Consider the following 26,595-nt stretch of genomic DNA (forward strand, 5'->3'; position numbering starts at 1 on the left):
TGAAGCTCCTTCCCATCGTTATTTTTTACCTTGAACGAGTTTCCAGTTTATGATGGAGAATAGAGCAATGATGAGGAACATGCCCCATCCGACGGCTGCACCATATCCAAAATAGTTGTTAATGAACGACTCGCGGTACAGGTATAAAACGATGGTCATGCCACTTGCCCCGGAACCGCCGTCATTACCGACCAGGACCTGTGGCTCGGTGAAGAGCTGCATACCGCCGATGGTGGACGTAATGACTGTAAACAGAATGACTGGGCGCAGCATGGGGATAGTGATGCGGAAAAAAGCTTGCGCTCCGGTTGCCCCGTCTATTTTGGCGGCCTCATACAGCACATGCGGAATACTCTGGAGTCCGGCCAAATAGATGATTGCGTTATAGCCCATCCATCTCCATACGACCATAGAAGAAATGGCAATTTGGATACCCCATGGCACATTCAACCATTGAACCATGGGTAGTCCCAAGAGTTGCAGAAGGTAGTTGAGAAATCCAAAATTGTTGGCAAATAAGGCACCAAATATGATGGCAACAGCCACAATAGACGTCACATTGGGCAGGAAGAATCCAACTCGCCATAAGGTGCGCATTTTCACAAAAGGGGCATAAAGCAGAAAGGCAATAATCAGTGCGAAGAATAGCATCGGAATCGTTGCATACACCCAGATCACAAAGGTGTTGCCTACAGCCTGCCAAAATTCATTGTCTGTCACAAGGTAGCGAAAGTTGCCCCAGCCGTTGTAGGTCATGTCCCCGATCCCGTCCCATTTGTGAAACGCTAGATATAATGAAAAGCCAATCGGAAACAGTCCAAAGATGCCAAACAGCAGATAAAACGGCGAGATCGCAGCATAAACGGCACGGTGCTTCCAGATTTCTCTCAGCATAATGTCCACACGCCTTTTTTGAATTTTGTTTTTTACCGCTGTAATTCTCGTTCGATTCGATCCATGGTTTCCGTCCATAATGCATCAGGATTAGCATCCTGCTTGGCGACATTAGCAAGGCGACGGGTCACAATGCCGTGGATGACAGGATAGCGCTCGCCGAAATAGCTGCTTTTCACATGACGTGCGGAGGTGGCAAAGATGAGTCCGGTGGCCTGACCACCAAAGAAAGGCTCGGGTGTCCCCATGATAGGATCGTTATAGACGCCGGGAGTGGACGGGAACAGTCCGATTTTGTGGTAGGCTTCCAGCTGGTGTTCCGGGTTTTGCAGCCAGGTCAGGACTTCAAAGGCTTCTTTGGGATGTTTGCTGGACTTGAGGATAGAAATGAAAGAACCACCCAAGTTGCCGTCTCCTCCAGGAGCACGGGCGACTCTCCATTTGCCCGCTGTATCCGGCGCGGCCTCTGTGAGAACTTGCTTCATCCAGATAGCCCCTACAAAAGAGGCAATTTTGCCGTTATTGACCGAAGCGTTCCATTCGGGAGTCCAGCCATCCGCATTGGCGAGCAGATGCTTCTTGTGGAAATCGACAGCGGTTTTCCAGCCCAGACGGATGTCAGGAGATTGATTGCCGATATAGCTGCCATCCGGCTTGAAGTAAAGGTTTGTGTGCTGAGCGAGTACCTGATTGTAAACGTTTACAATATTATCAGCCAAAAATGAACGGCTTCCGAATTTCTGCTGAAGTTGTTCTCCGGCTGCCATGTAATCATCCCATGTGCGGATGGAGGCACTAACCTTTTCAGGATCACTAGGCAAGCCTGCTTGTTCAAACAGATCACTTCGATAGAAGAGGGCGGTAGGCCCAGTATCCATGGGAAATGCAATCATTTTACCATCAGGAGTGATCCCTTGATTCCATTTCCATTCCAAATATTGATCCTTCAAGCGGTCTGCTCCGAGTTCCCTTAAGTCATAAAAACGATCCGCACTGGGGAACAGCTCCACCATCCAATCGTTCAGAGCTACGATGTCTGGTTCACCGGAACGGGCTGCGAGCGTTGTCTTCAGTTTGGCTTTGAAGTCACCGCCTATTTTTTGAGTTTTTAATTCAATGTTGGGAAATTGTTTTTCCGCCTGAGCGAGTAGTTCATCGTCAATGGAACGGTTCCAGTACCATAATGTAAGCGTTATCTTTTTTCTGTTTGACAAATTAGTTTCAGATGATTGACTTTCAGAGGACGAGGGTTCACTACAAGCACTGAACATCGTGAGAAAAGCAAGACATAATACCAGCCATTGTACTGTCTTCACATCATTTCCCTCCTTGCTGTCTGAGATAATCTGCCTGCTAAACAAGTTGTAAATGGTTTAGCTCCATCATATGAAGCTGTTACCCATTTATGTGCATTGACTTAACCAAAAACAAAAAAATTGAAACAAAGCATGTATAGAAATTAAATACTATAAAGATATTGATCCTACTGATTCGAAGGATGATAAAACAATAAGGCAGATATTATGTCAAAAGGAATCTAAATCGTCAATGCTGAGCAATATCCTGGAAAAATTCAATGATGAATTCGAAGAACGATTTCTCTATATCAGTGTGCAGTTCCCCAGCAGGATAGGACAGATAGATTGTTCGCATACATCGAGGCTCCCTGATTTGAAGCAGCTTGATGTCTTCGGTTACGACGTTCCTCCACAGGATAGAAGGAATAAAGGAGATGCCAAGTCCTGTTTGAATCAACCCTCTTACCGTAGCCGGATCATCACTTTCAAAGACGATGTTCGGTTCAAAAGGGATATGAGTAAAAAAGCGGTCCGTTGTTTTCCTAAGCGAATTACCAGGTGTAAGGCTGATAAACTTCTCATGCTCTAGATCTTTCAGTAATACGGTGTTCTGAGCGCTCAGAGGGTGAGAATTTGGTACGCCAAGCAAAATTTCCTCCTCCAGCAGGATCGCATGCTCGTTGTCTGCCAACTCTTCGGACGTAATCGCAAAATCGTACGCCAGTCCTTTCTTCACCATCGCAGGGTGCTGGGTCAGGTTGAATCTAATTTGAGGGTAGAGATCGCGAAACTTACCGACAAGGTTGGGTAATAGCATAGAGCCAACGGCGACGTATAACGTGATGACCTCTACCTTTTCGTTCTTCATTTCTTTGACTTCGGATACGCCTTGCTCTAGCGCTGAGAGCGACTGATTCACTCTTTTCAGAAATTTCTTTCCATATTCATTCAGTACGATATGTTTTCCTTCGCGGTCAAATAGCTGCACACCCAATTCTGTCTCCAGGTTTCTAATCATTTTACTTAAGGCAGGCTGTGAGATAAACAATTCGTTCGCGGCACGTGTGACATGTTCATACTTCGAGGTCACTTGAAAATACTTAAGCTGCAAATAATCCATTATGGAGTAGCTCCTTTATAACCATTAGGTTATCGATTATATGTGAATATATATATTTTACAGGTATTTGCTCACTTATTACAATTGACAATGTAAGAAATTGAATCCGCTAAAGGTGGTGAGATTCTGAACATCGTTTTTACATTTCCCGGCCAGGGGTCACAGGTTCCTGGAATGCTCCAAGATGTGCCCGAGTATGTGAAAAAGGCAACAAGTATCATCGGAAATGAACTGCGTGATGATGAGAAGGCTATGGGCTCAACGGTCTGGATTCAGACGGCACTCTTCGTTAAGGAGACGGCAATAGCCTATCGGTTGATCGAGCAGGGTATCCGGCCCCAATTCGTGGCAGGGCACTCCATTGGTGCATTTCCTGCGGCGGTCATCGCGGGAGTTCTTTCGTTCGAGGATGCGCTTCGGATCGTATGGCTCCGTGCCAGGTTGATGGAAGAAGCCTTCCCTGAAGGCTATGGAATGGGTGTGATTATGGGGCTTACGAAGGCAGAGGTTCAACAAGCCGTGCTTCTCTCCCATAGTGAGGCGACGCCAGTCTATCTCTCGAATATAAACTCAGAGCAACAAATCGTCGTATCCGGATCATTGGTAGGGTTAAATAAAGCATTTATGCAAGTGAAAGAGCTTGGGAGCGCTAAAACGGCGCTTCTGAAGGTTCCGATTCCTTCACACTCCCCGCTGATGTCAGAGGTAGCCAATAAGCTATTGCTGAAAATACACACTTTTTCTTTGCGGGACGCTCAAATACCATATTTGGTGAATCATACGGGCAGAAAGACGAAAGCCAAGGAAAAAATTGCGGAGGACCTTGCCCTAAACGTAGCAAATCCCGTCCAGTGGATGGATATGGCGGCTGTCTGCGTCGAATCGGGAGCTGACTGTTTCATTGAAATGCCGCCGGGCCATACTCTTTCCAGACTTGTTAAGCAAGCCCACAAGAGTACCCGGCAAATGGCCGTGGACGAAATCGGTCTGGAAGCGACTCAGTATCTGATTAGAAAATGGAAGGAGCAAGAAGAATGAATAAAGTACTGCGATCCTGGTCACAAAAACGTGATAAAAAGCAGGAAAAGTTAGGAAAGGTGGAAAAGTGGCTCGACGGAAAATACATCGACTCCTCCCGAATTGTCGACCTGATGGAGGCGCTAATTGATCCAGGCGCGAAGGTCGTCCTGGAAGGAGATAACCAGAAGCAAGCGTCTTTCCTTTCCCAGAAGCTGCTGGAAGTCGATCCTGGCAAAGTGCATGATTTGCATATGATTATGTCCAGCATTTCAAGACCCGAACATTTGGATATTTTCGAGAAGGGCATCGCCGGGAAGCTGGACTTCTCCTACAGTGGCTCCCAAAGCCTGCGTGTTGCGCAAATGATTGATGACGGGATACTTAAGCTCGGTGACATCCATACGTATTTGGAATTGTTCGGACGTCTCTTCATTGACCTTATTCCAGATGTGGTGCTGGTAGCGGCAGACAAATCAGATCGCGAGGGCAATCTGTATACCGGAAACAATACGGAAGAAACTCCGACGATCGTGGAAGCGGCGGCTTTCAAGGATGGGATCGTAATCGTGCAGGTTAACGAAATCGTGGATGAGCTACCGCGAACCGATATTCCAGCGTCCTGGGTCGACGTCATTGTACAGGCCGAAAAACCGTACGCACTGGAAGCACTGTTTACCCGTGATCCGCAGAATATTACTGAACTGCAAATCCTGATGGGCATGATGGCGATCAAGGGTATTTATGGAAAACATCAGGTGCAGTCGCTTAATCACGGCATTGGCTTTAATACTGCAGCGATTGAGCTTTTGCTGCCGACCTATGGTGAACAGCTTGGCCTGAAAGGGAAGATTGCCAAGCACTGGGCCCTGAATCCGCACCCAACTTTGATTCCGGCGATTGAATCGGGTTGGGTCGAAAGCATTCACAGCTTTGGAGGCGAGGTCGGCATGGAGAAATACATTGCGGCTCGTTCAGATGTGTTCTTCGTCGGCAAGGACGGATCTATGCGCTCCAACCGCGCGATGTGTCAGGTTGCAGGCCAGTTCGCTGTAGATATGTTTATCGGATCAACGCTACAAATGGACTGTGCAGGTAATTCGTCTACCGTTACTTCCGGCAGATTGTCCGGTTTTGGAGGAGCGCCGAATATGGGGCATGATCCTCGGGGGCGGCGACATGCGACTCCTGCCTGGCTTGACATGATCGAGCGCCCGACGGAACTCTCCAAAGGCCGGAAATTGGTCGTTCAGATGGTTGAAACATACGGTGCCAACAAAAAGCCAGTATTTGTAGATTCGCTAGATGCCATCAAGGTGAAGGATGAATCTGGTCTCGCCATTACGCCAGTCATGATTTACGGGGATGATGTCACCCACGTCCTTACCGAGGAAGGCATTGCATACCTCTACAAGACGGACAGCATAGAGGAGAGAAAGAAGGCGCTCGCGGCAATCGGAGGCGTAACGCCTTTAGGGATGGAAAGCAATGAGAGCGATGTAAGCCTGCTGCGTGACAGAGGGATCGTGGCCTATCCGGAGGATCTTGGGATCATGCGCAGACAAGCCAAACGCTCGCTGCTGGCAGCACAGACGATTAACGATCTCGTAGATTGGTCAGACGGATTGTATGATCCGCCGGCTAAATTCCGGAGCTGGTCTTAAAGCCATGCTCACGATGAAGCATTCAGCTTTCGCGGCTTCTCTGGCTACCAAAGCTGTAAAGGCACTGATGGAAGAGGCTCTTCTTACGCCCAAGCCTGGACTTGTCGATGCCAGAGACAATGGCTCTCATACAGATATGTCCATCGAGCTAATGCTTGCATCCGCGAGAGTATTGGAGGATACGTTTCGGGAAATAGCCATTGTGTCATACCTTCACCCGGTGGACCAGACTTTGCGTGAGCAGATCGCTCTAATCGGGCGGGAGGGCGAGAAGGTGATGCTCAGTGCAACGAACGGTGTCAATACACATAAGGGTGCCATTTGGGCCCTTGGGCTTTTAACCAGTGCACGGGCAGCCTTTCCAAGGGAGCGGGACCCACATCAGATTATGAGCATTGCAGGAAGAATCGCATCGTTCCATGACCGATACCGTCCGATGCAGCAGACGAATGGACGAACGGTTAAGAAGAAATACGCGGTAGTGGGGGCAGAGGAAGAAGCGAAGCTAGGCTTTCCGCACATCCGGGACGAAGCTTTACCTGCTTTGCTGCGCGCCAGGGCTTGTGGGAAGACAGAGGTCGAAGCACGCTTAGAAGCTTTATTGGCCTTGGTGGCATGTGTGGATGATACCTGCATCCTACACCGCGGTCAGTTGACGGATCTGATGGCGATTCAGAGTATGGCCGCAGCCTTCCTTGCAGCAGATGGATTAAGAACCCAGTCGGGCAGAAAGCTGCTCTACCGCTTGTCCGAGTATTGTAATGTTAGACAACTCTCACCCGGAGGCAGTGCCGATTTGCTAGCTGCCACATTATTTCTAATCGATTGATACTTTAATTGGAGGTGTTTCTGAAGGATGGAAAAATTACAGTTTCAATACCAGACTACGAAGCCCATCTGTAAGCCGGCACATATCGGTGTTGTCGGTTCGGGAGATTTGGAGATTATTGTAGAGCCTGTAAAAGGCCAGACCACCAACGTCAGCATTTTAACAGGCAGTGAAGGATTTGGACAAGTATGGGAGAATGTTCTGACCCGTTTTTTTAACCGTTATTCAATTACTGCTAATATTACAGTTCATGACTTCGGAGCTACTCCGGGTGTAGTAATGCTTAGATTTACGCAAGTGCTGGAGGTGCTGGATTATGCAGAATAGTTTTGTGGAGCTGAATGGACGCGAGAGAGCTAAAGCGCTGCTGGACGAAGGGACTTTCCGTGAGATACTTGGGCCGTTGGACAAAATCCAATCCCCCCATCTAGAGCCGCAAGGCATTGTTCCTCAGAGCGATGACGGGATCATTCTGGCTCTTGGCGAAATACACAAACAGAAGGTCTTGATCATTTCGATGGAAGGCGCTTTTCAAGGAGGGGGGATTGGAGAAGTCAGCGGGGCCAAAATTTCCGGAGCGCTCGAACTGGCACTGGAAGAGAATAAGAGAGGGAACAAACTATATCCCGTCATGATCTTCGATACAGGAGGCGTTCGGCTACAGGAAGCGAACTATGGGTTGTTGTCGATTTCGGAGGTTGCCACCCAGATCGTTGCCCTGCGTAAATACGTTTCTGTTATCGGATTGATCCCGGGCCGCGTAGGGGCATTTGGGGGAATGTCCATTACTGCAGAATTGTTTACCACTCTGATTGCTACGAAGAAAGCGCGCCTCGGTCTGAACGGGCCGGAGGTCATTGAGCAGGAAGCAGGGGTTATGGAGTTCGATTCAAGCGACAAAGCCTTAATTTGGAACACAATCGGAGCCAACCAGCGCTTCCAAACCGGATTGATTGACGAAATGGTGGAAGATACGACGGATGCAGTTATCGAAGCGATTGATACTGCGCTCAAGGCACCGGCGAAGCCTGCTAAAACAGAGCAAATCGATTTCTATCTGACCCTGTTGAAAAATCTTGATCCTACAGAACCTTGGACACCTGATCGTTATCGCGAATTTTACAAGCAGATACAGCCTGTGAAGCAGCCTGTCCCGCTGGCAAAAGAGGGCGCAACCGACATGTCGGACAGTAGAGGTTATCGCTGGTTCTCCCGCTTGACGGGCATTGCTCACCCGGTCAGCGATGTTCCTTCAGTACTTGCGGTCGACGTGGAAAAGAACGGGCAATTGTGCAGATATGTCGCCATTGTTCCGGATGCCTCCAACCGATTCCCGCGTGTCAGAAACGGCGAGGTTGGTATGCTTGAAGGCTGGACGGTGGCTCAAATCATCAGAGACGCAATCCGTCAAGATGAGAAAAAAGAAACCAAACGTCCGATCATTGCCATCATTGATGTACCGAGTCAAGCCTATGGCTATAAGGAAGAAATGGTCGGTATCAGTCTTGCACTGGCTGCAAGTGCAGATGCTTACGCAACCGCTAGATTAGAAGGTCATCCAGTCATCGGTGTGATTGTCGGTAACGCGATTTCCGGAGGCTTCCTCGCGCATGGGCTGCAATCGAATCGTTTGATCGCACTGGATGACAGCAAGGTCAATATTCAGGCCATGTCCAAGGCTTCTGCTGCTCGAATTACCAAGCGGACGATTGCCGAGCTTGATGAAGCTACCAAGAAGGTTCCAGCTATGGCCTACGACGTTCGTAGCTACAGTACTCTGGGGGCATTATATCAGATGCTGAGCGGTATCCATGCAGACGATCCACAGAGCAGCGATGTAGCCATCGTGGAAAAGACCGTTTCCGAGGCTATCGAGAGTACGAAAGGAGCGCCCCGTGACCTTAGCTTCCGATTGCAGACCAAGGAAGCTATGGCGGGCGGGCGGACTGCAACCCGTAGCGTTCGAGATGCGCTTTTGGAGCAATGGTAATCCATCCACATGATCTGATTGAAGTGTCCAATTTGAAATATCTCTCCTTAAATGAAGACAAGGAGTGGGTAACCGCCTCGCTGAGGCGGACCCCCTTTGTGGTCGTTCGCCGATCTGATCCGTCGGCGGATGGTTATATTCCCGTCGGAGTACGTGGACAGGAACGGAATCAACGGGAAGCTGCATTTCTGGACCCGAAGGGGGTGTGCCAGATCGTGTCTCCCTACGCGATAGCGAAACATCAGATGTGGAACTCCTTGTCCACAGAGAGACGACAACAGCCTGTTCTTCAGTTGATGGACTTGCTAGCAGAAATGATGGCAGATTGGCGCTGGGGGCCAGCGGGAAGTGCGGGATTCGAAATAGCGACAGGATACCCCGCTGTGAAGGCAACTAGTGATCTTGATCTCGTAATAGATGGTTCTGAGACTATTGATTATTCTACAGCTGAAGGCCTCTTGCGCAAGCTGGAGCAGTTGGATGTTCGAATCGATATTCAATTGGAGGTGAAGGGCGGCGCCTACGTCCTGCGCGAGATCCTTGAGCGACGGACCAGCACCGTGGTGCTGCGAACTTCTTCAGGTCCGAAGCTCGTCCGCAATCCTTGGCAATGATGGATGTACTATACCAACGGCAAAAGGGAGGAATGCACGACCATTTGACGTAAGCCAACATAAGCTCTCAAAGGGGAAGTGCGTATTATGGAAAACACTACCGGCCCAAAAGTTAATATTAATGAAAGCGACATCTTAAAGGTGTTTGCCGTCAGCGGAGCGATCCTGCAAAGCGTGCTGGGCATGTTACTGAAGTATGCCCACACTAACACGGATCTGGCCTTACTAGGCGTTATTTATAATTTAGTGAAATATACCGCGCCAGTCTTTATTTTTGCCATCGTGTATGGAATGGTGATGAATAATCAGCATACCAGGGTATCACATTTTTACAAGGAAAAATTCAGCGAGCTCGTGATTCCTTATTTTCTGTGGGCGTCAGCCAGCTTGCTCTTCTTCCCGCACATACAGGTTAATCAACACGTTACTTCGTTTTGGACGCTCATTGAGTCTTATGTGCTCGGTAATTCATCACCGCAATATTGGTACACAGTGATGATGCTGCAATTTCAATTACTGATGCCAGTCATTATTTTCGTCTGCTATAAGTACCTGGCTAAGCCTTTACGGGTCATTCCGTTGCTTATTGTGAGCTTTATAATCTTCGGCGCCTGGGTATGGATGTATCATACCTATGTATTCCATGGAGCTTATGCGTCCAGTTTGCTATACCTTGACCGCTTTTTCGTCAGCTATTTTATATATGCTCTACTAGGCGGAATCGCTTGGGTGTTCAAGGGAAAATTTGACGGGGTGCTTCGACGGATTCAGTTCATACTCATTCCGGTGATGCTACTTATTCTCATTTGGATAAATCGCGAATTTTTCAGCTTTGGATTCAAGCATATGTCATTTGGCAATCTGATTTATCTGAAGCCGTCCATGACCTTGTACAGTTTGGTAGTGATTTTCCTGATTTACATGCTGGCAAGACATTTGATCAGCGTAAATTCCCGTTCACTTCCCTATTACAAATGGTTCTCTACTTATGCGTACAGGGCCTTTACAGCGAACGTATTCATTCTGGTCATCGTGCTGCGCTTGGTCGGTGACTTGGTAAGTCAGCTTCCTTTATTTGTAGCGTTGCTTTTGGTTTATCTGACGACTGTGGCCTGCTCCTTCGGCGTCGTCTATGCCTTTGCGCAGATAAAGGTAAAGGTATGTCGTGAATGGTTATTGTTGAAACAAAAAAAGAGCGCACAGCACCAATCTAAGATAAGTACCTAAAAGAAAATAGTACATGTAACAACGTATATATTATACTACAATTTAGGTGTACCTAAGTTATTGGCAGATTGACGGCAACCCAAAAGGGTATCTCGATGATTGAAGAGATACCCTTTTACTTACATCAGCCGCTGTATTTCATCTTTCAGAATTTCGGACCGAGTCCCGAAAATAACCTGCAGGGTACCATTACCAAGCCTGATGATTCCCGACGCTCCGAGCTGCTTGAGAGCTTGATCGTTAACCGCTTTGTCGTCTTTGACGACAAGACGCAGCCGCGTGATGCAGGCATCAATGCTTTGGATATTGTCTGAACCGCCGAGGTAGGTTAGTACCTTGCCTGCCTGACTGGACTGAGTGTTGGATGTGGTGCTTGCCTTTCCATTGGGTACAGATTCGTTAGCCTCAGACAGGAGACTGTCTTCTACATCGTCTTCACGCCCAGGAGTTTTTAGGTTGAATTTGAGAATGATGAATCGGAACAGGAAGTAATACACGCCGGCAAAGGCAAGCCCGACTGGGATCATTCGCAATGGGTGGGTGGAGAGCTTCATATTGACCAGATAGTCAATGAGTCCTGCTGAAAAAGAAAAACCGAGTTTGACATCCAGGAGATACACGACTAGGCCACTCAGTCCTGTCAGCAGAGCATGAACGCCGTAAAGCAATGGTGCAATGAACATAAATGAAAATTCGAGGGGTTCGGTAATTCCAGTCAGGAATGATGCCACCGCAGAACCGATGAAGATGGAAGCGATTGCTTTACGTTTTTCCGGTTTGGCTGTATGAATGAATGCGAGGGCCGCTGCCGGCAGAGCGAACATCATAATGGGGAAGAAGCCGGACATGAACATACCTGCCGATTTATCGCCTGCGAAGAAACGCGTCAGGTCACCATGAACAACCTCACCTGCAGCATTGGTGTAGTCACCAATTTGAAACCACGCGATCGAGTTCAACACATGATGCAAACCGAGCGGGATCAGCAGCCGATTCGCAACCATGAATACCATCGACCCAATTCCACCAAAGCCGACAATCCAGTTGCCGAAGGCTGCAATCCCATCTTGTATCGGACTCCAGATCATACCGAGCAGAATGGCCAGAATCATGGTCGTGAAGGCGGTGATCATGGGGACAAAGCGTTTGCCTGAGAAGAAGCCAAGCCAATCCGGGAGCTGAATATTATGATATTTTTTAAACAGAAAAGCAGACCATCCACCGATAAAAATACCACCCAATACGCCCATGTCCAGCTTGACGTCGTCTGGAATATATGCAAATATACCCGGCACTGCCGCCAAAATACGGGTCAGCACCATATAGGCAATGACTGCCGATAATGCGGCTACTGCGTCGCCTGCCAGACCAATGGCAACACCAATGGAGAAAATGAGCGCAAGGTTACCGAAGATGGCCCCCGCCCCCTCGTTCAGAAAAGGTGTGACATAATGATTCAGAAATCCGCCAACTCCGGGACCAAGTGGTATATCCGTTTCATAATTAATCAGAGCTAATCCTTGCAAGATCCCTGCAGCGGGTAGAGTGGCTACTGGAAGCATTAACGACTTGCCGATTTTTTGCAGAAATTTCAGCATAACATTCTTCCCTTCTTCATCGAGTTTGGGAGTGTCGTATTCATCCTGAAATCCTCACATTAAACCATTTTTTTACATCATAAATCGGAGAATCTAACATGGTCAACGATTATTTTAAGCTATGAAAAGACGTAAATCCGCAGTTGACATCGCTTACATGCTTATATAGTATCAAATTTAAGTTAATAATCGTGACGGAGACAAGAGAGCCACGCAGACATCCCATGGTACAGCACAGGGTTGGTTTGTGATGGCTTTTCTTTTTTTGTGCGATGAAAGCGATCAAAATCGGATGATCTATTGAGGAGGTAGGTTGTATGTCGCCATACGCAGCCGAATTCATAGGGACAATGATTCTTATTGCCCTAGGTGGCGGAGTGTGCGCAGGGGTATCCCTGAAAAAGTCATTTGCCCACGCTTCCGGCTGGATTGTGGTCGGAATGGGTTGGGGGCTCGCGGTAGCTATTGCGGTGTATGCAGTGGGTCAAATCAGCGGAGCGCATTTGAATCCGGCAGTTACACTGGCGTTGGCATTTCAGGGTAGTTTTCCATGGCAAGATGTTCCCGGCTATATTGTGGCTCAGCTTCTTGGAGCTATGGCAGGTGCAGTGATCGTTATTTTGCATTATTGGCCCCACTGGAAAGAGACGGAGGACACAGCAGCCAAACTCAGTGTATTCGCGACAGGACCAGCTATTGATCATCCGTTTGGCAACGTGCTTAGTGAAATGATAGGTACTTTCATCTTTGTTCTTGCTTTACTGTCGTTTGGCGCCAATTCATTTACAGACGGCCTGAAACCGCTGATTGTTGGTTTTTTAGTTGTCAGTATCGGTTTATCCCTTGGAGGCACAACGGGCTATGCCATCAATCCAGCGAGGGATTTTGGGCCGCGTCTGATGCATTATTTACTACCGATTCCCGGTAAGGGGGCGTCCAACTGGAAATATGCATGGGTGCCCGTTATAGGACCGCTATTGGGGGGATCTTTCGCAGGGCCATTTTATCAGGCTGTTTTTAAGGGGAGTGTGACTCCGGCTTTCTGGATTTTGCTAGGGGTCATCGTGGTTGTACTCTTGTTTACCTTCCGTATGAGTCAAACTTATAAAAATCATAAAATGGATCACAAACTTACAGCGTAAAAACGATGGATTTACACGGGGAGAGATGAACAATGGGAAAATATATTTTGTCACTAGATCAGGGAACGACAAGCTCAAGAGCAATTTTGTTCAATAGCGAAGGAGATGTAGTGTACTCGGCTCAGCGAGAATTTCCGCAGTATTTTCCTCATCCGGGCTGGGTAGAGCAGAATGCGAATGAAATCTGGAGCTCTATTCTCGGGGTCATTGCCTCCTGTCTTTCCGAATCCGGTGTAAAAGCAAATCAAGTGGCTGCCATCGGCATTACCAATCAGCGAGAATCGGTGGCTGTATGGGACAAAAATACAGGAGTGCCCGTGTATAACGTACTCGTATGGCAATCACGCCAAACCTCGGACATCTGTGAAGAATTGAAGCGGCAAGGGCACGAGGAGCTATTTCACAGCAAAACAGGCCTGTTGATCGACCCGTATTTTTCAGGCACTAAAGTAAAGTGGATACTGGACCATGTGGAGGGCGCGCGGGAAAAGGCAGAACGAGGTGACCTGTTATTCGGTACGATTGACTCGTGGCTGATCTGGAAACTATCCGGCGGAACGGCACATGTAACGGACTACTCCAATGCAGCCAGGACGCTGATGTACAACATTTATGAACTAAAGTGGGACGAAGAGCTGCTGGACATTCTGGGTGTTCCGAAAATCATGCTACCTGAGGTAAGACCTTCTTCCGAGGTATATGCGCACACTGTGGATTATCATTTCTTTGGTCAGAATGTACCGATCGCTGGTGCAGCAGGTGACCAGCAGGCAGCCTTGTTTGGTCAGGCATGTTACGAAAAAGGGATGATCAAAAACACTTACGGCACAGGCTGCTTCATGCTGATGAATACGGGGGATCAACCAGTGGAATCCAAGCACGGCCTGATTACGACCATCGCTTGGGGACTGGAGGAAGGCAAAGTGCAATACGCACTTGAGGGGAGTGTGTTTGTAGCGGGGTCGGCGATCCAGTGGCTGCGAGACGGGCTGCGTATGTTCCGTGAAGCGAAGGACAGTGAGCCTTATGCCGCCCGTGTTTCGTCTACGGAAGGAGTGTATCTTGTCCCCGCTTTTGTCGGACTGGGCAGCCCCTACTGGGATAGCGAGGTGCGCGGAGCGATGTTCGGTTTGACACGCGGGACCACGAAGGAGCATTTTATCCGCGCCACATTGGAGTCACTCGCTTATCAGACCAAGGATGTGCTTACAGCCATGGAGATTGATTCAGGTATTGCAGTGAAATTGCTGCGGGTGGATGGAGGAGCTGTATTGAACAATTTTCTGATGCAATTCCAGAGCGATATTTTGGATGCAACAGTGGAGCGGCCAGTTATCCATGAGACGACGGCACTGGGAGCTGCATGTCTGGCAGGTTTGGCTATTGGATATTGGAAGAGTACGGATGAACTTCGCAAGCGGGTGAGAGTGGAAACCTCTTTTGCCCCGAATATGGATGAAGCAACACGTGAAAGCTTGTATAAAGGCTGGAAAAAGGCTGTGAATGCGACGATGGCCTACAAGTAATAGATTAAGCGATGGGTCTATGAATATTAAACTGCAAAAAGATGACTTCTGAATTTATCAGGAGTCATCTTTTTTAAGGCATATGCTAACTCTTGACCTTCGTATGGTTCCAATGTTGCCGGGCTCCGCAGGAGCTACGAATGACTAGTTCCGGTTCTACTTTAATACATTTCGTATCCATTTGTTTATTCATCAGGTCAAACAGCACCATAGCGGCTAGACGGCCTATTTTTTGCTTGTCTTGTTTTACAGTCGTCAGTGGAGGTTCGGTATAACGACAGGCTTCTATATCATCACATCCCACCACAGCAATATCCTCGGGTACCCTCAAGCCGCTTTCCTTGAAAGCACGTACGGCACCAAAAGCAAGCAGGTCGGTAGCTGCAAAAATAGCTTTTGGTAAATTTCCTTGCTGTATCCACGCCTTCGCGACCTGGTATCCATCTTCTGCCGCGTAGTCCTTACCATACACGACCCATTCAGGTCTAACATCAAGACTAAACCGTTTTAGTGAAGCGATAAAGGCATCCTCTCTCTCTTTAATAACTAAGGAGGGGCGTTCAATGCCTATAAAACCCATTTCGCGGTATCCATTCATGTAAAAGTGCTCAACAACCTTCATTGAAATCTTCTGATTGTCAGACATAATGTAGCAGGAACTAGCTCCGGTTAGCTCAATATCGACACCGATGCAGGGGATAGGGCTGGCATCGAGATCAAAAACACTCTTCTCCACTTCATCTCCAGCAATAATAATGCACCCGTCCACTGAAAAATATTTCGAGCGAGCCAAATAGTCCTCTCCATTATCCAGAAATTTCTCATTTGAGAAAAATAGCAGATCGTAACCGAGCAAGCCAATCTGTTTTTTGAAGACATTAATGATATCTACAAAAAAGGGATGACTAAAATCAACATTCAGCTTGCCAGCAAATATAACGCCTACCAGGTTAGATTTTTTGGTAGCAAGCGTTTTAGCCGAGGAGGAGGGTCTATAGCCTGTTTCCTCCATGATTTTAAGTACCCGCTGTCGGGTTTCCTCACTGATGTCTGTGTAATTGTTAATGATTTTCGAAACCGTTGCCACTGAAACGCCTGCCATGTTAGCTATTGTTTTTATATTCATGGAATCCTCCGTAACTAAACTGATTTAGTTAAATTGACTTTTCTTTTCAAACTTAATGATTACTCGTATTCTATGCTACCTCATAGAAGTGAGTCAACAGTGTGAATAAAGGATGTTGCCTAATATTTTAAGGAGTAATAACGGTGATTTATGTTTTATTTGATAATTTACAATTCTCTATTTACAAATACAGGCTATCCGATACATAATAGTAGCTGTAATTAACTAAACCGCTTTCGTGAAAGTAAATGCATTTATTCTAAGAGTACAGGGGGAATTTTGCAATGCTGAAAAAGTGTTTTTCTTTACTTATTGTAACCGCTTTAATAGTGGTGTTGGCCGCTTGCGGCAAAGGTGGTGAAGCTGGACAGAACGGGAATAAAAAGGTCACGTTAAAGATTATTCATTGGCAGCAGGAAAATATTAATAACTATATTAAGGAATTTAATAAAAAGTTTGAAGAGAAGTATCCCGATGTTCAGGTGGAGTATACGACGGTTCCTGCTGATTCAACTTATGATCAACTGATGCAAACGCGTATGAATGCTGGTTCGACCGGTGATGCAGACATTATTCCTCTGAAATTCAGCTTCGTAGGCGCACCGCAGGAATGGTCTAAGGGAGCTGCTGATCCGATGTGGAAGCAGTGGATTGAGGGAGGACTCATTGCAGATCTGTCGGATCAAGCTTTTATCAAAAACTATAATCCTACAGATGTCAAAAATGCCATGACCTATAACGACAAAGTATACGGCGTAAACATGGGAAAGGTGGCCCTGACAGGTCTGTTTTACAACAAAGAGATTTTTGAAAAATATAATCTTACTGTGCCGACGACATGGGACGAACTGGTGAATGTGATGAAGGTACTTAAGGATAATGGCGTAGAGCCGCTTGGTTTTGGCGGTAAGGATGTATGGCCTATTAACCTTGCTGTCCAAGGACTTCAAGCCTCTATCCATGATGATCAGCTGGAGTATATCAAAGGGCTGTGGACAGGTAAGACGAAGCTGACAGACCCCGCCCAGCTTGAAGTGCTGGAAAAAACACAAGTTTTGATGAACAACGCCATTGGTGGATTTATGGGGATTGACTATGGAACCTTGCCAAGTTTGTTTGCTTCAGGGCGTGTAGCTATGATTGCGGATGGTACGTGGGATGCAACTACGATCCAGACAGCCAATCCAGAGCTGAAATTTGGTTATTTCCCGATTCCGGGCAGTAACGATCCAGCCAAAAATAAAAACCTTGCAGGCAAGTACGATATGACCTGGCTGGTATTGGAAAAATCGCCAAACAAGGATTATGCGATCAAATGGCTTGAAATGCTCTCCGAGAAGCAGAACTATACCGATTTCGTGAACGCTGCTGGATTTTTGCCAACACAGTCTGATGTGAAGATAAGCAGCGACTTTGTTAATGAAATCCAGCCTTCACTGGAAAACTTCAAGCTCTCTTGGGATCAGCTGTTTATCAATCGTAAGAATGTTGGACAGTACATTAAGGAAGCCAGCGTACATGCGGAATTTTTGGCGCCTGCCGGTCCGTTAAAGACGCCTTTGGAGCTTGCCCAGAAATCTCAGGCAGACTGGGATGCGGCAGCCCCTAAATAAATCTATAGATTTTACAGGAGAACAAATGGGCAACTGCAAAGCTCCCATAATAATGTAAAAAGGTGTGAGACCCATGTATCCCTTCGGAAAGGGTGCGGCCCGGATAATGCCCTATCTTTTGCTGAGTATTCCGGTGCTGCTCTATTTGCTTCTTGGTTTTGGACCCTCTATGGTAACCGTGCTTTTTTCCTTTACAGATGCTACCGGGGTTCCGGGGCAGACGTGGCATTTTATCGGATTCGAGAATTACACGACCTTTTTCACCTCCTCCGACTCTGGAGATCGCATCGCTTCCATTGGCCGTTCCTTATATTTTGCCGTAGCGGTGGTTGTGATTCAAAACGCAGTAGGGCTGTTCATGGCCATCCTTATTAATAAAAAGCTCAAAGGGGATATGTTGTATCGCTCTGTATTTTTCCTGCCGGTTGTGCTCGGGGTAACGGTATCCGGCCTGATCTGGCAACTGCTTGCCAATCCGCTTGGGGGTCCTGCGCAAGCCTTGATGAACTTTTTTGGAACCAGCTCCAACTTCTTCGGGGATTACGATATTGCATTTGAGTTAATTATTTTTGTGCAAATTTGGATGTACATGGGTTACTCGATGACTATTTTCTTAGCCGGACTCCAATCTATCCCCAGTGACTTATACGAAGCAGGGTATATGGACGGTGCCTCTGGATGGAAAGCGTTCAAAAATATTACTTTTCCGATGATTGCGCCTTCCTTTACCGTCAATATGCTGCTGTCCATTATCGGCGCATTGCAGACCTTTGACATTATTTATGTGCTGACAGGTGGTAAATTCAACACGACGACACTTGCGTTTGATGTATATGCAACTGCCTTTGGTACTGGGACGTCAGATTACGGCCTTGCTTCCGCAGTTGCTATGATCCAGTTCGTGTTCGTGTTTACGGTATCTATGATTGCCCTGTATTACTTACGTAGAAGAGAGGTGGAAATGTAATGAGCAGTACCAAAGGAGCCAAAATACTGAGCTACATTATCGTACTGCTCATGCTTTCGTTGTATGTGTTCCCGCTTTTCTACCTTTTTAATGTATCGATGAAGACTCAAAGTGAGTATCTGATGGACCCTGTAGCTCTAGCCAAGAGTATACGCTTGGAGAATTTCATGGATGCTTGGGAAAAAGGAAACTTCTCTCAATATATGTGGAACAGCATTTTGTATACAGGTGTATCTACGTTATTAACACTGATTATATCCGTGTTTGCGGCTTTTCCGCTGGCGCGGGGATACGTTAAGTACAGCACCTTCTTTTATGTGTTTTTCCTGATATCCATGTATCTCCCGAATCCGCTGATTCCGCAATTTGCTCTCATTAATAGCCTGGGACTTTACAATACCCAGCTTGGTTTTATTTTGCTGAAAACAACAGGTACCGGCATCGCTTTTCTGATGTTTGTGGGGTATATCAAGTCTGTCTCCCGAGAGCTGGATGAAGCGGCTGCCATGGACGGGTGCGGATATTCACGATATTTGTTTACAATTCTTGTCCCGCTGATGAAGCCGGTGTTGGCGACAGGCATTATTTTGACAGCGATTGGGGCGTGGAACGACATTATAGGTCCTACTATTTATTTGTCTGATCCTGCTTATCAGCCAGTGACCAAGGGATTGTTCTCCTTCTACGGACAATACATGAACAACTGGCCGCTGCTCGCTTGCGGCATTCTGATTGTTACACTACCGCTCGTTATTTTGTATATTTTCCTCCAGCGCTTTATTGTCGGCGGTGCAATGGCCGGAGCTGTGAAGTCTTGATTCCTGAAAGGATGATACCAAGTATGAGTGAGAATACCTATACATTCCCCACCACGTTTATGTGGGGAACTTCGACCTCTTCTTATCAAATTGAAGGTGGCGTGGATGAGGAAGGAAGAACGCCTTCTATTTGGGATACTTTCTGTCGAGCACCCGGGAAGGTGATAGGAGGGGACTGCGGAGATGTGGCTTGTGACCATTTTCACCGCTTTAAGGAAGACGTGCAATTAATGAAGCAACTTGGCTTTTTACATTACCGTTTTTCCGTGGCCTGGCCGCGCATTATTCCCGCACCCGGCGTGGTTAACGAACAGGGGTTGCTCTTCTATGAGCGTCTGCTGGATGAGATTGAGTCGGCCGGGCTAATTCCAATGCTGACGCTGTATCATTGGGATCTACCGCAGTGGATTGAGGACGAAGGCGGTTGGACGCAGCGAGAGATTATCCAACATTTTAAAACGTATGCTTCTGTAATCTTGGATCGATTTGGACAGCGTATAAGCTGGTGGAATACGATAAATGAGCCCTACTGCGCCTCTATTTTGGGCTATGGCACAGGAGAGCATGCCCCCGGCCATGAGAACTGGAGGGAAGCCTTTGCTGCCGCTCATCATATTCTGATGTGTCACGGGATAGCCATGAACTTACACAAGGAAAAGGGCCTGACGGGCAACATCGGTATTACGCTGAACATGGAGCATGTCGATGCAGCCTCTGAACACCCCGAAGATGTAGCCGCTGCTGTCCGGCGGGATGGTTTTATTAATCGATGGTTTGCCGAACCATTGTTTAACGGGAAATACCCTGAGGATATGGTGGAATGGTACGGGGCGCACTTGAATGGATTGGATTTTGTACAGCCTGGTGATATGGAGCTGATTCAGCAGCCAGGGGATTTTTTAGGCATCAACTACTACGCCCGCAGTATCATTCGAGCGACTACAGACGCTTCGTTGCTTCAGGTCGAGCAGGTTTCCATAGAGGAACCGGTAACGGATATGGGATGGGAGATTCACCCTGAATCCTTTTATAAGCTGCTAACGCGGATTGAGAAGGATTTTTCCAAGGGATTACCCATCCTGATTACGGAAAACGGAGCAGCGATGAAGGACGAACTGGTGAATGGAAAGATTGAGGACATTGGACGTCAGTATTACATTGAGGAACATTTAAAGGCATGCCATCGCTTTATTGGGGAGGGAGGTCATCTTAAGGGCTATTTTGTCTGGTCATTCCTCGATAACTTTGAATGGGCCTGGGGATACAGCAAACGTTTTGGTATTATACACATCAATTACGACACGCAGGAACGGACACCCAAACAAAGTGCGCTGTGGTTCAAGCAAGTGATGGCGAATAACGGGTTTTAAATAGAAAAGGGGTGCACGATGCAGCAGTATTATTTTGACGATCAAGGACGTTTTGTGATTGAGAATTATGCGCAGGCTAAGCCCTTTTCCAGTTTTCTACCCGGTATTGCTGGTGTTCAGGGAATTCCTCTGTGGGCGTATTATGTTAATCGTGGACAAGGAATTGCGAGCTTTGGTGTGGAGGATAAGAATGGAGCAATCATGGAGTTTTTTCCGGCCAACCGCAGCTATAGTCTCGTGCCGATACATGGCTTTCGAACGTTTTTAAAGGTGAAGATGCAGGGGGAGTGGAGCTATGTGGAGCCATTTTCGGCTGTGCATCCTGTGGAGCGTGAACAGCAAAAAATGCTGATATCCCGCCATATGCTGGAAATACACAGCTCTAATCCAGACACAGGGCTTGAGGTGCGTGTGCAATATTTCACACTTCCTCATGAAAGTTACGCTGCTTTGGTGCGCAAGGTGGAGATTGTCAATCATTCCGCTCAAGAGCTTGAACTGGAGGTGCTGGACGGCATGCCTGCCGTACTGCCCTTCGGTATTGATAATGCGGCATACAAGGAGCTTGGACATACACTGAAAAGCTGGATGGATGTGTATAATCTCAACAATAGCATTCCTTACTATAAGGTACGTGGAAGTACAGCAGATACAAGTGAGATTCATCAAATTGAAGCGGGACATTTTATGTACAGCTTTGTGGAGGAGGAGGGCAAGACCAGGCTATTGAGTCCAATTGTCGATCCGTCCGTAATATTTGGTGAAAATACGGCACTGACCTTCCCGGATCGCTTTATCCAAACACGCGTCGAAGACTTGGTTTCACAGCAGCCTGTGACGACGAATAAAGTGCCTTGTGGGTTTAGCGGCTACACAGCACGACTAGCAGTAGGTACTGCCGTCAATCACTGTACGATCATCGGGCATGTGAATGATATTCACTCTATCAATGAACGGATTACGGAAATCGCAACCATGCCTTATATCGAGCGGAAGGCGGAGGAAGCCAAAGCGTTGATCGAGGAGTTGACGGATGAAATGGCAACGTGGACATCCATTCCGTTATTTGACGAATACTGCCGTCAGAACTATCTGGATAACCTGTTACGTGGTGGTTATCCATTGCTGCTGGACAACGGCACTGAGCAACCATTTGTATATCATGTATTTTCACGCAAGCATGGGGATCTGGAACGGGACTATAATTTCTTTAAGCTCCAGGCGGGATATTATTCTCAAGGAAATGGTAATTTTCGCGATGCAAACCAGAACCGGAGAAATGATGTGTGGTTTAACCCCGGCATAGGAGATTTCAATATCCGTTTGTTTATGAGCCTGATTCAGCCGGACGGCTATAATCCGCTTGTTGTAAAGGGGTGTAGCTTTCAAATACGAGAGCTGGAACCGTTGCTGGGACAGGTGGAGGTGGCAGATCATTCGTCTTTGCGTGCTTTTTTTCAATCGTCGTTCACCCCGGGTGAGCTGATTCAACATATCATTCATGACAACATCGCGCTAAAGCAAACGGTTGAGACGTTTGTAACCGAAGCTCTCAAGCATTCCGAACAATGCTATGAGGCTGATTTTGGTGAAGGTTTCTGGATCGACCATTGGACATATAACATGGATCTAATCGAAAGTTATCTAAGTATCTATCCAGACAAACAAGAGGAACTCTTGCTAACGACCCGAGAGTACATGTATTACGACAGTCCGGCATGGGTACAGCCACGTCGAAACAAATACGTGCAGATGAAGGACGGACGTATCCGTCAGTACGGGGCGGTCGTAGAGAGCAAGGAGAAAGAAGCTCAGCTGCACGCCCGGGATCGCGATGTTCATTGGGTTCGAACCGAACATGGAAGCGGAGAGATTTATAAGTCAAATTTATATGAAAAGCTGCTGTCATTAGCAGCCATCAAGCTGTCCACGCTGGACCCGGAGGGCTTGGGAATTGAGATGGAGGCGGGCAAGCCGGGATGGAATGATTCCATGAACGGACTTCCGGGGCTGTTTGCTTCTGGATTCAGTGAACTGTGTGAATTACAGAGACTCGTAAGATTTTTAATAAATACACAGGTGAAGCTTTCGGGCGATTCTGTGCTACGGTTGCCGCGAGAAGTTGCTAAGTTGATCCAACAGCTGAGGCTCTCAATGGAGGAATACTACCACGCTTCTGATGAGGCTGATTGCAGGGATGAAAGCAAGGATTACAGCTTCTGGTCACGAATTTCGGATGCTAGGGAAGCGTATCGAGAAACAGTTCATTTTGGATTTGAAGGAACAGAAACACCACTAGCGTTTGAAAATGTACTGGTGTTTTTGCGCCAGGCTGAACGTAAACTCCAGCAGGGGATGGATAAGGCTCTGCTTATCGGTGGGGGGATATACCCAACTTTCTTTTATTACGAAGCCAGAGAATTCGAGGTACAGGAGGATGACTGCGGGGGCAAGCTCGTAAACATACATTCCTTCGAACGTAAGGATACACCATATTTTCTAGAGGGACCGACCCGGGCTATGAAAGTGGTTGGCGACATTGTAAATGGGCAGGAGCTATATCGGCAAATCAGGCAGAGCGGGCTTTACGACAGGAAGCTGGGTATGTATAAGGTGAATGAAAGTCTGGCGGGGCAGCCGTTTGAACTCGGTCGTTCCAGAGCTTTTACGCCGGGTTGGCTAGAAAATGAATCTATATTTATGCATATGGAATATAAATATTTACTTGAGTGTTTAAGGGCGGGTCTATACACTGAATTTTTTTCAGACATTAAAAAAGCGTTACCGCCTTTTATGGACCCAGAGGTCTACGGAAGAAGCACGCTGGAGAACAGCTCCTTTATTGCTAGTATTGCTAATCCTGATGCAAGTTTGCATGGAACGGGATATATTGCGAGGCTGAGCGGATCTACGGCAGAATTTATTCATATGTGGATATGGATGATGACCGGCGGGCAACCGTTTGGCTATGATCATAGGGGCCTATCCTTGAGACTGGAGCCCAAGCTGCCAGGCTGGCTGTTCACAGCTACAGGTGAGCTATCTTTCTGTTTTCTCGGAAGCTGCCAGGTGACTTATTTTAATACGGATCGCAAGGATACTTATGCACCGGAATGCATAGTGACCCAGTATGTACTGCATTACGCCAGTGGCGAAAAGAAGACGATAAGCCAGGCTGTATTAGATCAAAAAGAGGCGCAAGATGTGAGAGAGCGGTTGATTTCCCGTATCGAGGTATATTTGGGGAAATAGCTCCATTAATTAAAGCCGTCATGCTGCAATAACAGAGCATGACGGCTTTTTAAGACTTCATAAATCCTTGTGCCAGGCAGGGGGGGGCTATGCTGAAATATCTTGCAACTCCAATATCACAGGACAGTGGTCACTGCCTGTAATATGACAATCAATGCTCGCATCCATCAATAGCGGACGAAGTCTCTCCGAGACGAGGAAGTAATCAATCCGCCAGCCGATATTCCTTTCTCTCACCTTTAGCATGTAGGACCACCAGGAATAAACATCCGTCCGGTCAGGATAAAAGTATCTGAAGGTATCTATAAATCCGGCGTCTAGCAGCTGTGACATGCGTTCCCGTTCCTCAGGCGTAAATCCGGCATTTCCGTAGTTAGCTTTGGCATTTTTGAGGTCGATCTCCTGATGAGCTACGTTCAAGTCTCCACAAACGATGACAGGCTTCAAAGCATCCAGTTGTTGCAGGTAGCTGCGAAAACGGTCTTCCCATTCCAGTCTGTAGGGCAGTCGGGATAAGTCCCGTTTGGTATTTGGTGTGTACACATTGACGAGATAAAATTTTTCGAATTCCAAAGTAATGGTTCGGCCCTCCGGTTCTTCATTTTCTTCAAGGCCATAGTGCACAGAAAGCGGCTTGATTTTGGTGAAAATAGCCGTGCCGGAATATCCTTTTTTCTCAGCATAATTCCAGTATTGTGTGTATTCCTCCATGTTCTCCATGAGGATCTGCCCTTCTTGAAGCTTGGTTTCCTGTACGCAAAAAATATCGGCATTTGTTTCTTCTAGATAAGTATAAAATCCTTTGGTCACACAGGCTCTTAAGCCGTTTACATTCCAAGATATTAATTTCATTTGTTAATCTCCTTGCTAATTCACGCGGTCAAGCGATGTGATTTGTATATCCTTTGTTGACATAAGCTTATAAATGTCTTCTAGCTGGATTTCATAGGTTTTTCATCAAAATGGTCCTGAAATGGTGCAACATGATAGATGATAGCAATTTCTGCGTTTTTTTGAAAGAGTAGAGACTTGAAACCAGCGCCTAAAGTAGTGATGGGCAGACTAATCTTTCTACATTATTTATAATGAAAAAAAGCTCCCTTGCGGAAGCTATTTTTGGTGTAATTTATTAAGAGAGATACTCTCCCTATGGTCGGCTGCGAAGTATAGGCTAACGATACCGATGACCCGACGTTCCCCCGTGGTTTATCTCATGAGAACAAAAAAAGCCTCCATTATGGAGGCTTCTTGTTATGACGTCCCAGGAGGGATTCGAACCCCCGACCGACGGCTTAGAAGGCCGTTGCTCTATCCAGCTGAGCTACTGGGACATAAAATTCAAGCGAATATTAATATATCATATGGATAAAAGAAATTCAAGTCTTATTTTGCATATATCGCTTATTTAGGCTTTATACAGCATAAATTCTGAGTAGACGTAGTTTTTTTTGCCTTATAAAAGGGTATGTTAGAATACAGGTGAATATGTGTAAGACGAGTGGTTGGACTTCGGCTACTGTTTCTCATATAATCTACAAATACTTGAGCTTGCGAAGGAGAGGGGGTGCCTTGAATAAAGGACTCCAAGGTGACGACAAAAGAAAATAATATTGTATTGTTTCCGAAGACACTGGACTATTATCAAATTCAACTTACTGTGATGCTTGAAAACGAACGTTACGGAGAGGCGATGGCGATGCTGCGTTTTTTAATGCAGTGTCAGGGACAGGAGCAGAAGCAATACGATGAATGGAACGCTCTATTACAATGGCTGGAGGCTGCATTTCCACAGTACGCTGACAGCGGGGCGGTAACGGACGCTGTGGAAGAAGAGGTCAGTGAAGTAGAGTTAGCTCGCCGTCATGCACGCTTTAAGCAGGAGCAGGATGCAGGCTACGGCAACAAGCTGTTGCGGATGGCTATGGATGAACCCTTATCCGAACAGACGATTTTAGCGTTGGAGCAGTTGTCCTATCTGGAACTGCCAGAAATCGACGATGCCTTGCTTCGCTGGATTACGGAACGGGAAATCCATCCCTTACTTCAATTCCGTGTTCTACAGACAATGCGACGACGCGGAATGGAAGGGACGATAGAAATCAGACGGGGTGATGAACAAGCGGAAATCGACATTGAAACGGTTCCGTTACAGCCAGGTGATTTTCCAGAGTCTATTATGCGTATTTTGGAACGGGTGGCCGATCAAACTGAGGTGCACGAGCCTACACTATTCTATTTTGCACAGGAGTTGTGGTCACAGTTTGTGATGGCGGTATACGGTACAAAAGATTATAGATCAATGTTGGTGGAAGAGGACGGAATGCCGGATATTTGGGCTGCAGCACTCCATCAGACAGTTTCGGAAAGTTTGAACGGAAATAATAATGAGGAAGAAACCCGTGCTATATATGGTATTACAGATGCGCTGCGCTTCCGTTTTGAGCAGGCGTATCGGTCGATGCGACTATTCGTAGCGGCGGGAATGAACACTCCTTAATGACCGGAAACGTTTACCTGTGAAGCATTCAAA

The 26,595-nt window shown here is 47.0% G+C and carries 21 protein-coding genes and 1 tRNA gene; 15 read left to right on the top strand and 7 right to left on the bottom strand.

All coding sequences use genetic code 11. The annotated features are described in order from the left end of the window. Window positions 1-18: 18 nt before the first annotated feature. The 3 genes from MHB46_RS20725 to MHB46_RS20735 form a co-directional block, all read right to left on the bottom strand. Entirely contained in the window at window positions 19-894 is an 876-nt protein-coding gene (locus MHB46_RS20725) for a carbohydrate ABC transporter permease (protein ID WP_165179212.1), read from the bottom strand. A 32-nt stretch (window positions 895-926) separates the two neighbouring features. Beyond that, the gene (locus tag MHB46_RS20730; RefSeq protein ID WP_341163275.1) at window positions 927-2,210 is read right to left on the bottom strand and encodes an ABC transporter substrate-binding protein; all 1,284 of its coding nucleotides are present in this window, start codon (window positions 2,208-2,210) and stop codon (window positions 927-929) included. Window positions 2,211-2,439: 229 nt separating this feature from the next. Beyond that, window positions 2,440-3,312 (bottom strand): LysR family transcriptional regulator, encoded by an 873-nt coding sequence (locus MHB46_RS20735; RefSeq protein WP_341163276.1) that lies wholly within the window; start codon window positions 3,310-3,312, stop codon window positions 2,440-2,442. Window positions 3,313-3,510: 198 nt separating this feature from the next. Here MHB46_RS20735 and MHB46_RS20740 point away from each other — a divergent pair, with 198 nt between their 5' ends. The 7 genes from MHB46_RS20740 to MHB46_RS20770 all read left to right on the top strand — a co-directional run bounded on the left by MHB46_RS20740 (window position 3,511) and on the right by MHB46_RS20770 (window position 10,653). After that, window positions 3,511-4,350 (top strand): ACP S-malonyltransferase, encoded by an 840-nt coding sequence (locus MHB46_RS20740; protein ID WP_341163277.1) that lies wholly within the window; start codon window positions 3,511-3,513, stop codon window positions 4,348-4,350. Next, window positions 4,347-5,993, top strand: a complete 1,647-nt coding sequence (gene mdcA, locus MHB46_RS20745; protein WP_341163278.1) for a malonate decarboxylase subunit alpha — start codon at window positions 4,347-4,349, stop codon at window positions 5,991-5,993. The genes MHB46_RS20740 and mdcA overlap by 4 nt, the downstream gene beginning before the upstream one ends. A gap of 4 nt (window positions 5,994-5,997) precedes the next feature. After that, window positions 5,998-6,822, top strand: coding sequence for a triphosphoribosyl-dephospho-CoA synthase (locus tag MHB46_RS20750; protein WP_341163778.1), 825 nt, complete (start codon window positions 5,998-6,000; stop codon window positions 6,820-6,822). Window positions 6,823-6,849: 27 nt separating this feature from the next. Next, a complete protein-coding gene (locus MHB46_RS20755; RefSeq protein ID WP_103050141.1) occupies window positions 6,850-7,149 on the top strand; it encodes a malonate decarboxylase subunit delta in 300 nt (99 codons plus the stop codon). Next, complete coding sequence (gene mdcD, locus MHB46_RS20760) at window positions 7,139-8,812, top strand: biotin-independent malonate decarboxylase subunit beta (protein ID WP_341163279.1); 1,674 nt, start codon at window positions 7,139-7,141, stop codon at window positions 8,810-8,812. Before MHB46_RS20755 ends, mdcD begins: the two co-directional genes overlap by 11 nt. Then, on the top strand, window positions 8,806-9,426 hold the full coding sequence (locus MHB46_RS20765) for a malonate decarboxylase holo-ACP synthase (protein ID WP_341163280.1): 621 nt from the start codon (window positions 8,806-8,808) through the stop codon (window positions 9,424-9,426). Before mdcD ends, MHB46_RS20765 begins: the two co-directional genes overlap by 7 nt. A gap of 87 nt (window positions 9,427-9,513) precedes the next feature. Continuing rightward, window positions 9,514-10,653: an acyltransferase family protein gene (locus tag MHB46_RS20770; protein ID WP_341163281.1), complete on the top strand. Its 1,140-nt coding sequence runs from the start codon at window positions 9,514-9,516 to the stop codon at window positions 10,651-10,653. A 119-nt stretch (window positions 10,654-10,772) separates the two neighbouring features. On the opposite strand, the gene MHB46_RS20775 is transcribed toward MHB46_RS20770, so the two are convergent. Continuing rightward, a complete protein-coding gene (locus tag MHB46_RS20775) occupies window positions 10,773-12,251 on the bottom strand; it encodes a PTS transporter subunit EIIC (protein ID WP_341163282.1) in 1,479 nt (492 codons plus the stop codon). A 317-nt stretch (window positions 12,252-12,568) separates the two neighbouring features. On the opposite strand from MHB46_RS20775, the gene MHB46_RS20780 reads away from it, so the two are divergent. Continuing rightward, the gene (locus MHB46_RS20780) at window positions 12,569-13,393 is read left to right on the top strand and encodes an MIP/aquaporin family protein (protein WP_341163283.1); all 825 of its coding nucleotides are present in this window, start codon (window positions 12,569-12,571) and stop codon (window positions 13,391-13,393) included. A gap of 32 nt (window positions 13,394-13,425) precedes the next feature. Next, complete coding sequence (gene glpK / locus MHB46_RS20785; protein ID WP_165179216.1) at window positions 13,426-14,919, top strand: glycerol kinase GlpK; 1,494 nt, start codon at window positions 13,426-13,428, stop codon at window positions 14,917-14,919. Window positions 14,920-15,004: 85 nt separating this feature from the next. Here the strand turns inward: glpK and MHB46_RS20790 are convergent, their stop codons facing one another. Continuing rightward, window positions 15,005-16,045 carry a LacI family DNA-binding transcriptional regulator gene (locus tag MHB46_RS20790; RefSeq protein ID WP_341163284.1) on the bottom strand — a complete coding sequence of 347 codons (1,041 nt, stop codon included), beginning with the start codon at window positions 16,043-16,045 and terminating at the stop codon, window positions 15,005-15,007. 284 nt (window positions 16,046-16,329) lie between these two features. Between MHB46_RS20790 and MHB46_RS20795 the strand changes: the two genes are divergently transcribed. The 5 genes from MHB46_RS20795 (at window position 16,330) to MHB46_RS20815 (ending at window position 24,065) form a co-directional block, all read left to right on the top strand. After that, entirely contained in the window at window positions 16,330-17,658 is a 1,329-nt protein-coding gene (locus tag MHB46_RS20795) for an ABC transporter substrate-binding protein (protein WP_341163285.1), read from the top strand. 73 nt (window positions 17,659-17,731) lie between these two features. Next, window positions 17,732-18,625 carry a carbohydrate ABC transporter permease gene (locus tag MHB46_RS20800; RefSeq protein WP_103050150.1) on the top strand — a complete coding sequence of 298 codons (894 nt, stop codon included), beginning with the start codon at window positions 17,732-17,734 and terminating at the stop codon, window positions 18,623-18,625. Further along, window positions 18,625-19,443: a carbohydrate ABC transporter permease gene (locus MHB46_RS20805; protein WP_103050151.1), complete on the top strand. Its 819-nt coding sequence runs from the start codon at window positions 18,625-18,627 to the stop codon at window positions 19,441-19,443. Before MHB46_RS20800 ends, MHB46_RS20805 begins: the two co-directional genes overlap by 1 nt. Before the next feature lie 23 nt (window positions 19,444-19,466). Next, window positions 19,467-20,813: a GH1 family beta-glucosidase gene (locus tag MHB46_RS20810; RefSeq protein ID WP_341163286.1), complete on the top strand. Its 1,347-nt coding sequence runs from the start codon at window positions 19,467-19,469 to the stop codon at window positions 20,811-20,813. A gap of 18 nt (window positions 20,814-20,831) precedes the next feature. Continuing rightward, window positions 20,832-24,065 (top strand): cellobiose phosphorylase, encoded by a 3,234-nt coding sequence (locus MHB46_RS20815; protein WP_341163287.1) that lies wholly within the window; start codon window positions 20,832-20,834, stop codon window positions 24,063-24,065. An 87-nt stretch (window positions 24,066-24,152) separates the two neighbouring features. Here the strand turns inward: MHB46_RS20815 and MHB46_RS20820 are convergent, their stop codons facing one another. Both MHB46_RS20820 and MHB46_RS20825 read right to left on the bottom strand, forming a co-directional pair. Then, window positions 24,153-24,917, bottom strand: a complete 765-nt coding sequence (locus tag MHB46_RS20820) for an exodeoxyribonuclease III (protein ID WP_279834219.1) — start codon at window positions 24,915-24,917, stop codon at window positions 24,153-24,155. 405 nt (window positions 24,918-25,322) lie between these two features. Further along, window positions 25,323-25,396: transfer RNA gene (locus tag MHB46_RS20825), tRNA-Arg, on the bottom strand. 257 nt (window positions 25,397-25,653) lie between these two features. Between MHB46_RS20825 and MHB46_RS20830 the strand changes: the two genes are divergently transcribed. After that, the gene (locus MHB46_RS20830; protein ID WP_013311626.1) at window positions 25,654-26,562 is read left to right on the top strand and encodes a hypothetical protein; all 909 of its coding nucleotides are present in this window, start codon (window positions 25,654-25,656) and stop codon (window positions 26,560-26,562) included. Window positions 26,563-26,595 lie beyond the last annotated feature (33 nt).

The sequence above is a fragment of the Paenibacillus sp. FSL H7-0703 genome, from assembly GCF_038003485.1.
Lineage (GTDB): Bacteria > Bacillota > Bacilli > Paenibacillales > Paenibacillaceae > Paenibacillus > Paenibacillus polymyxa_B.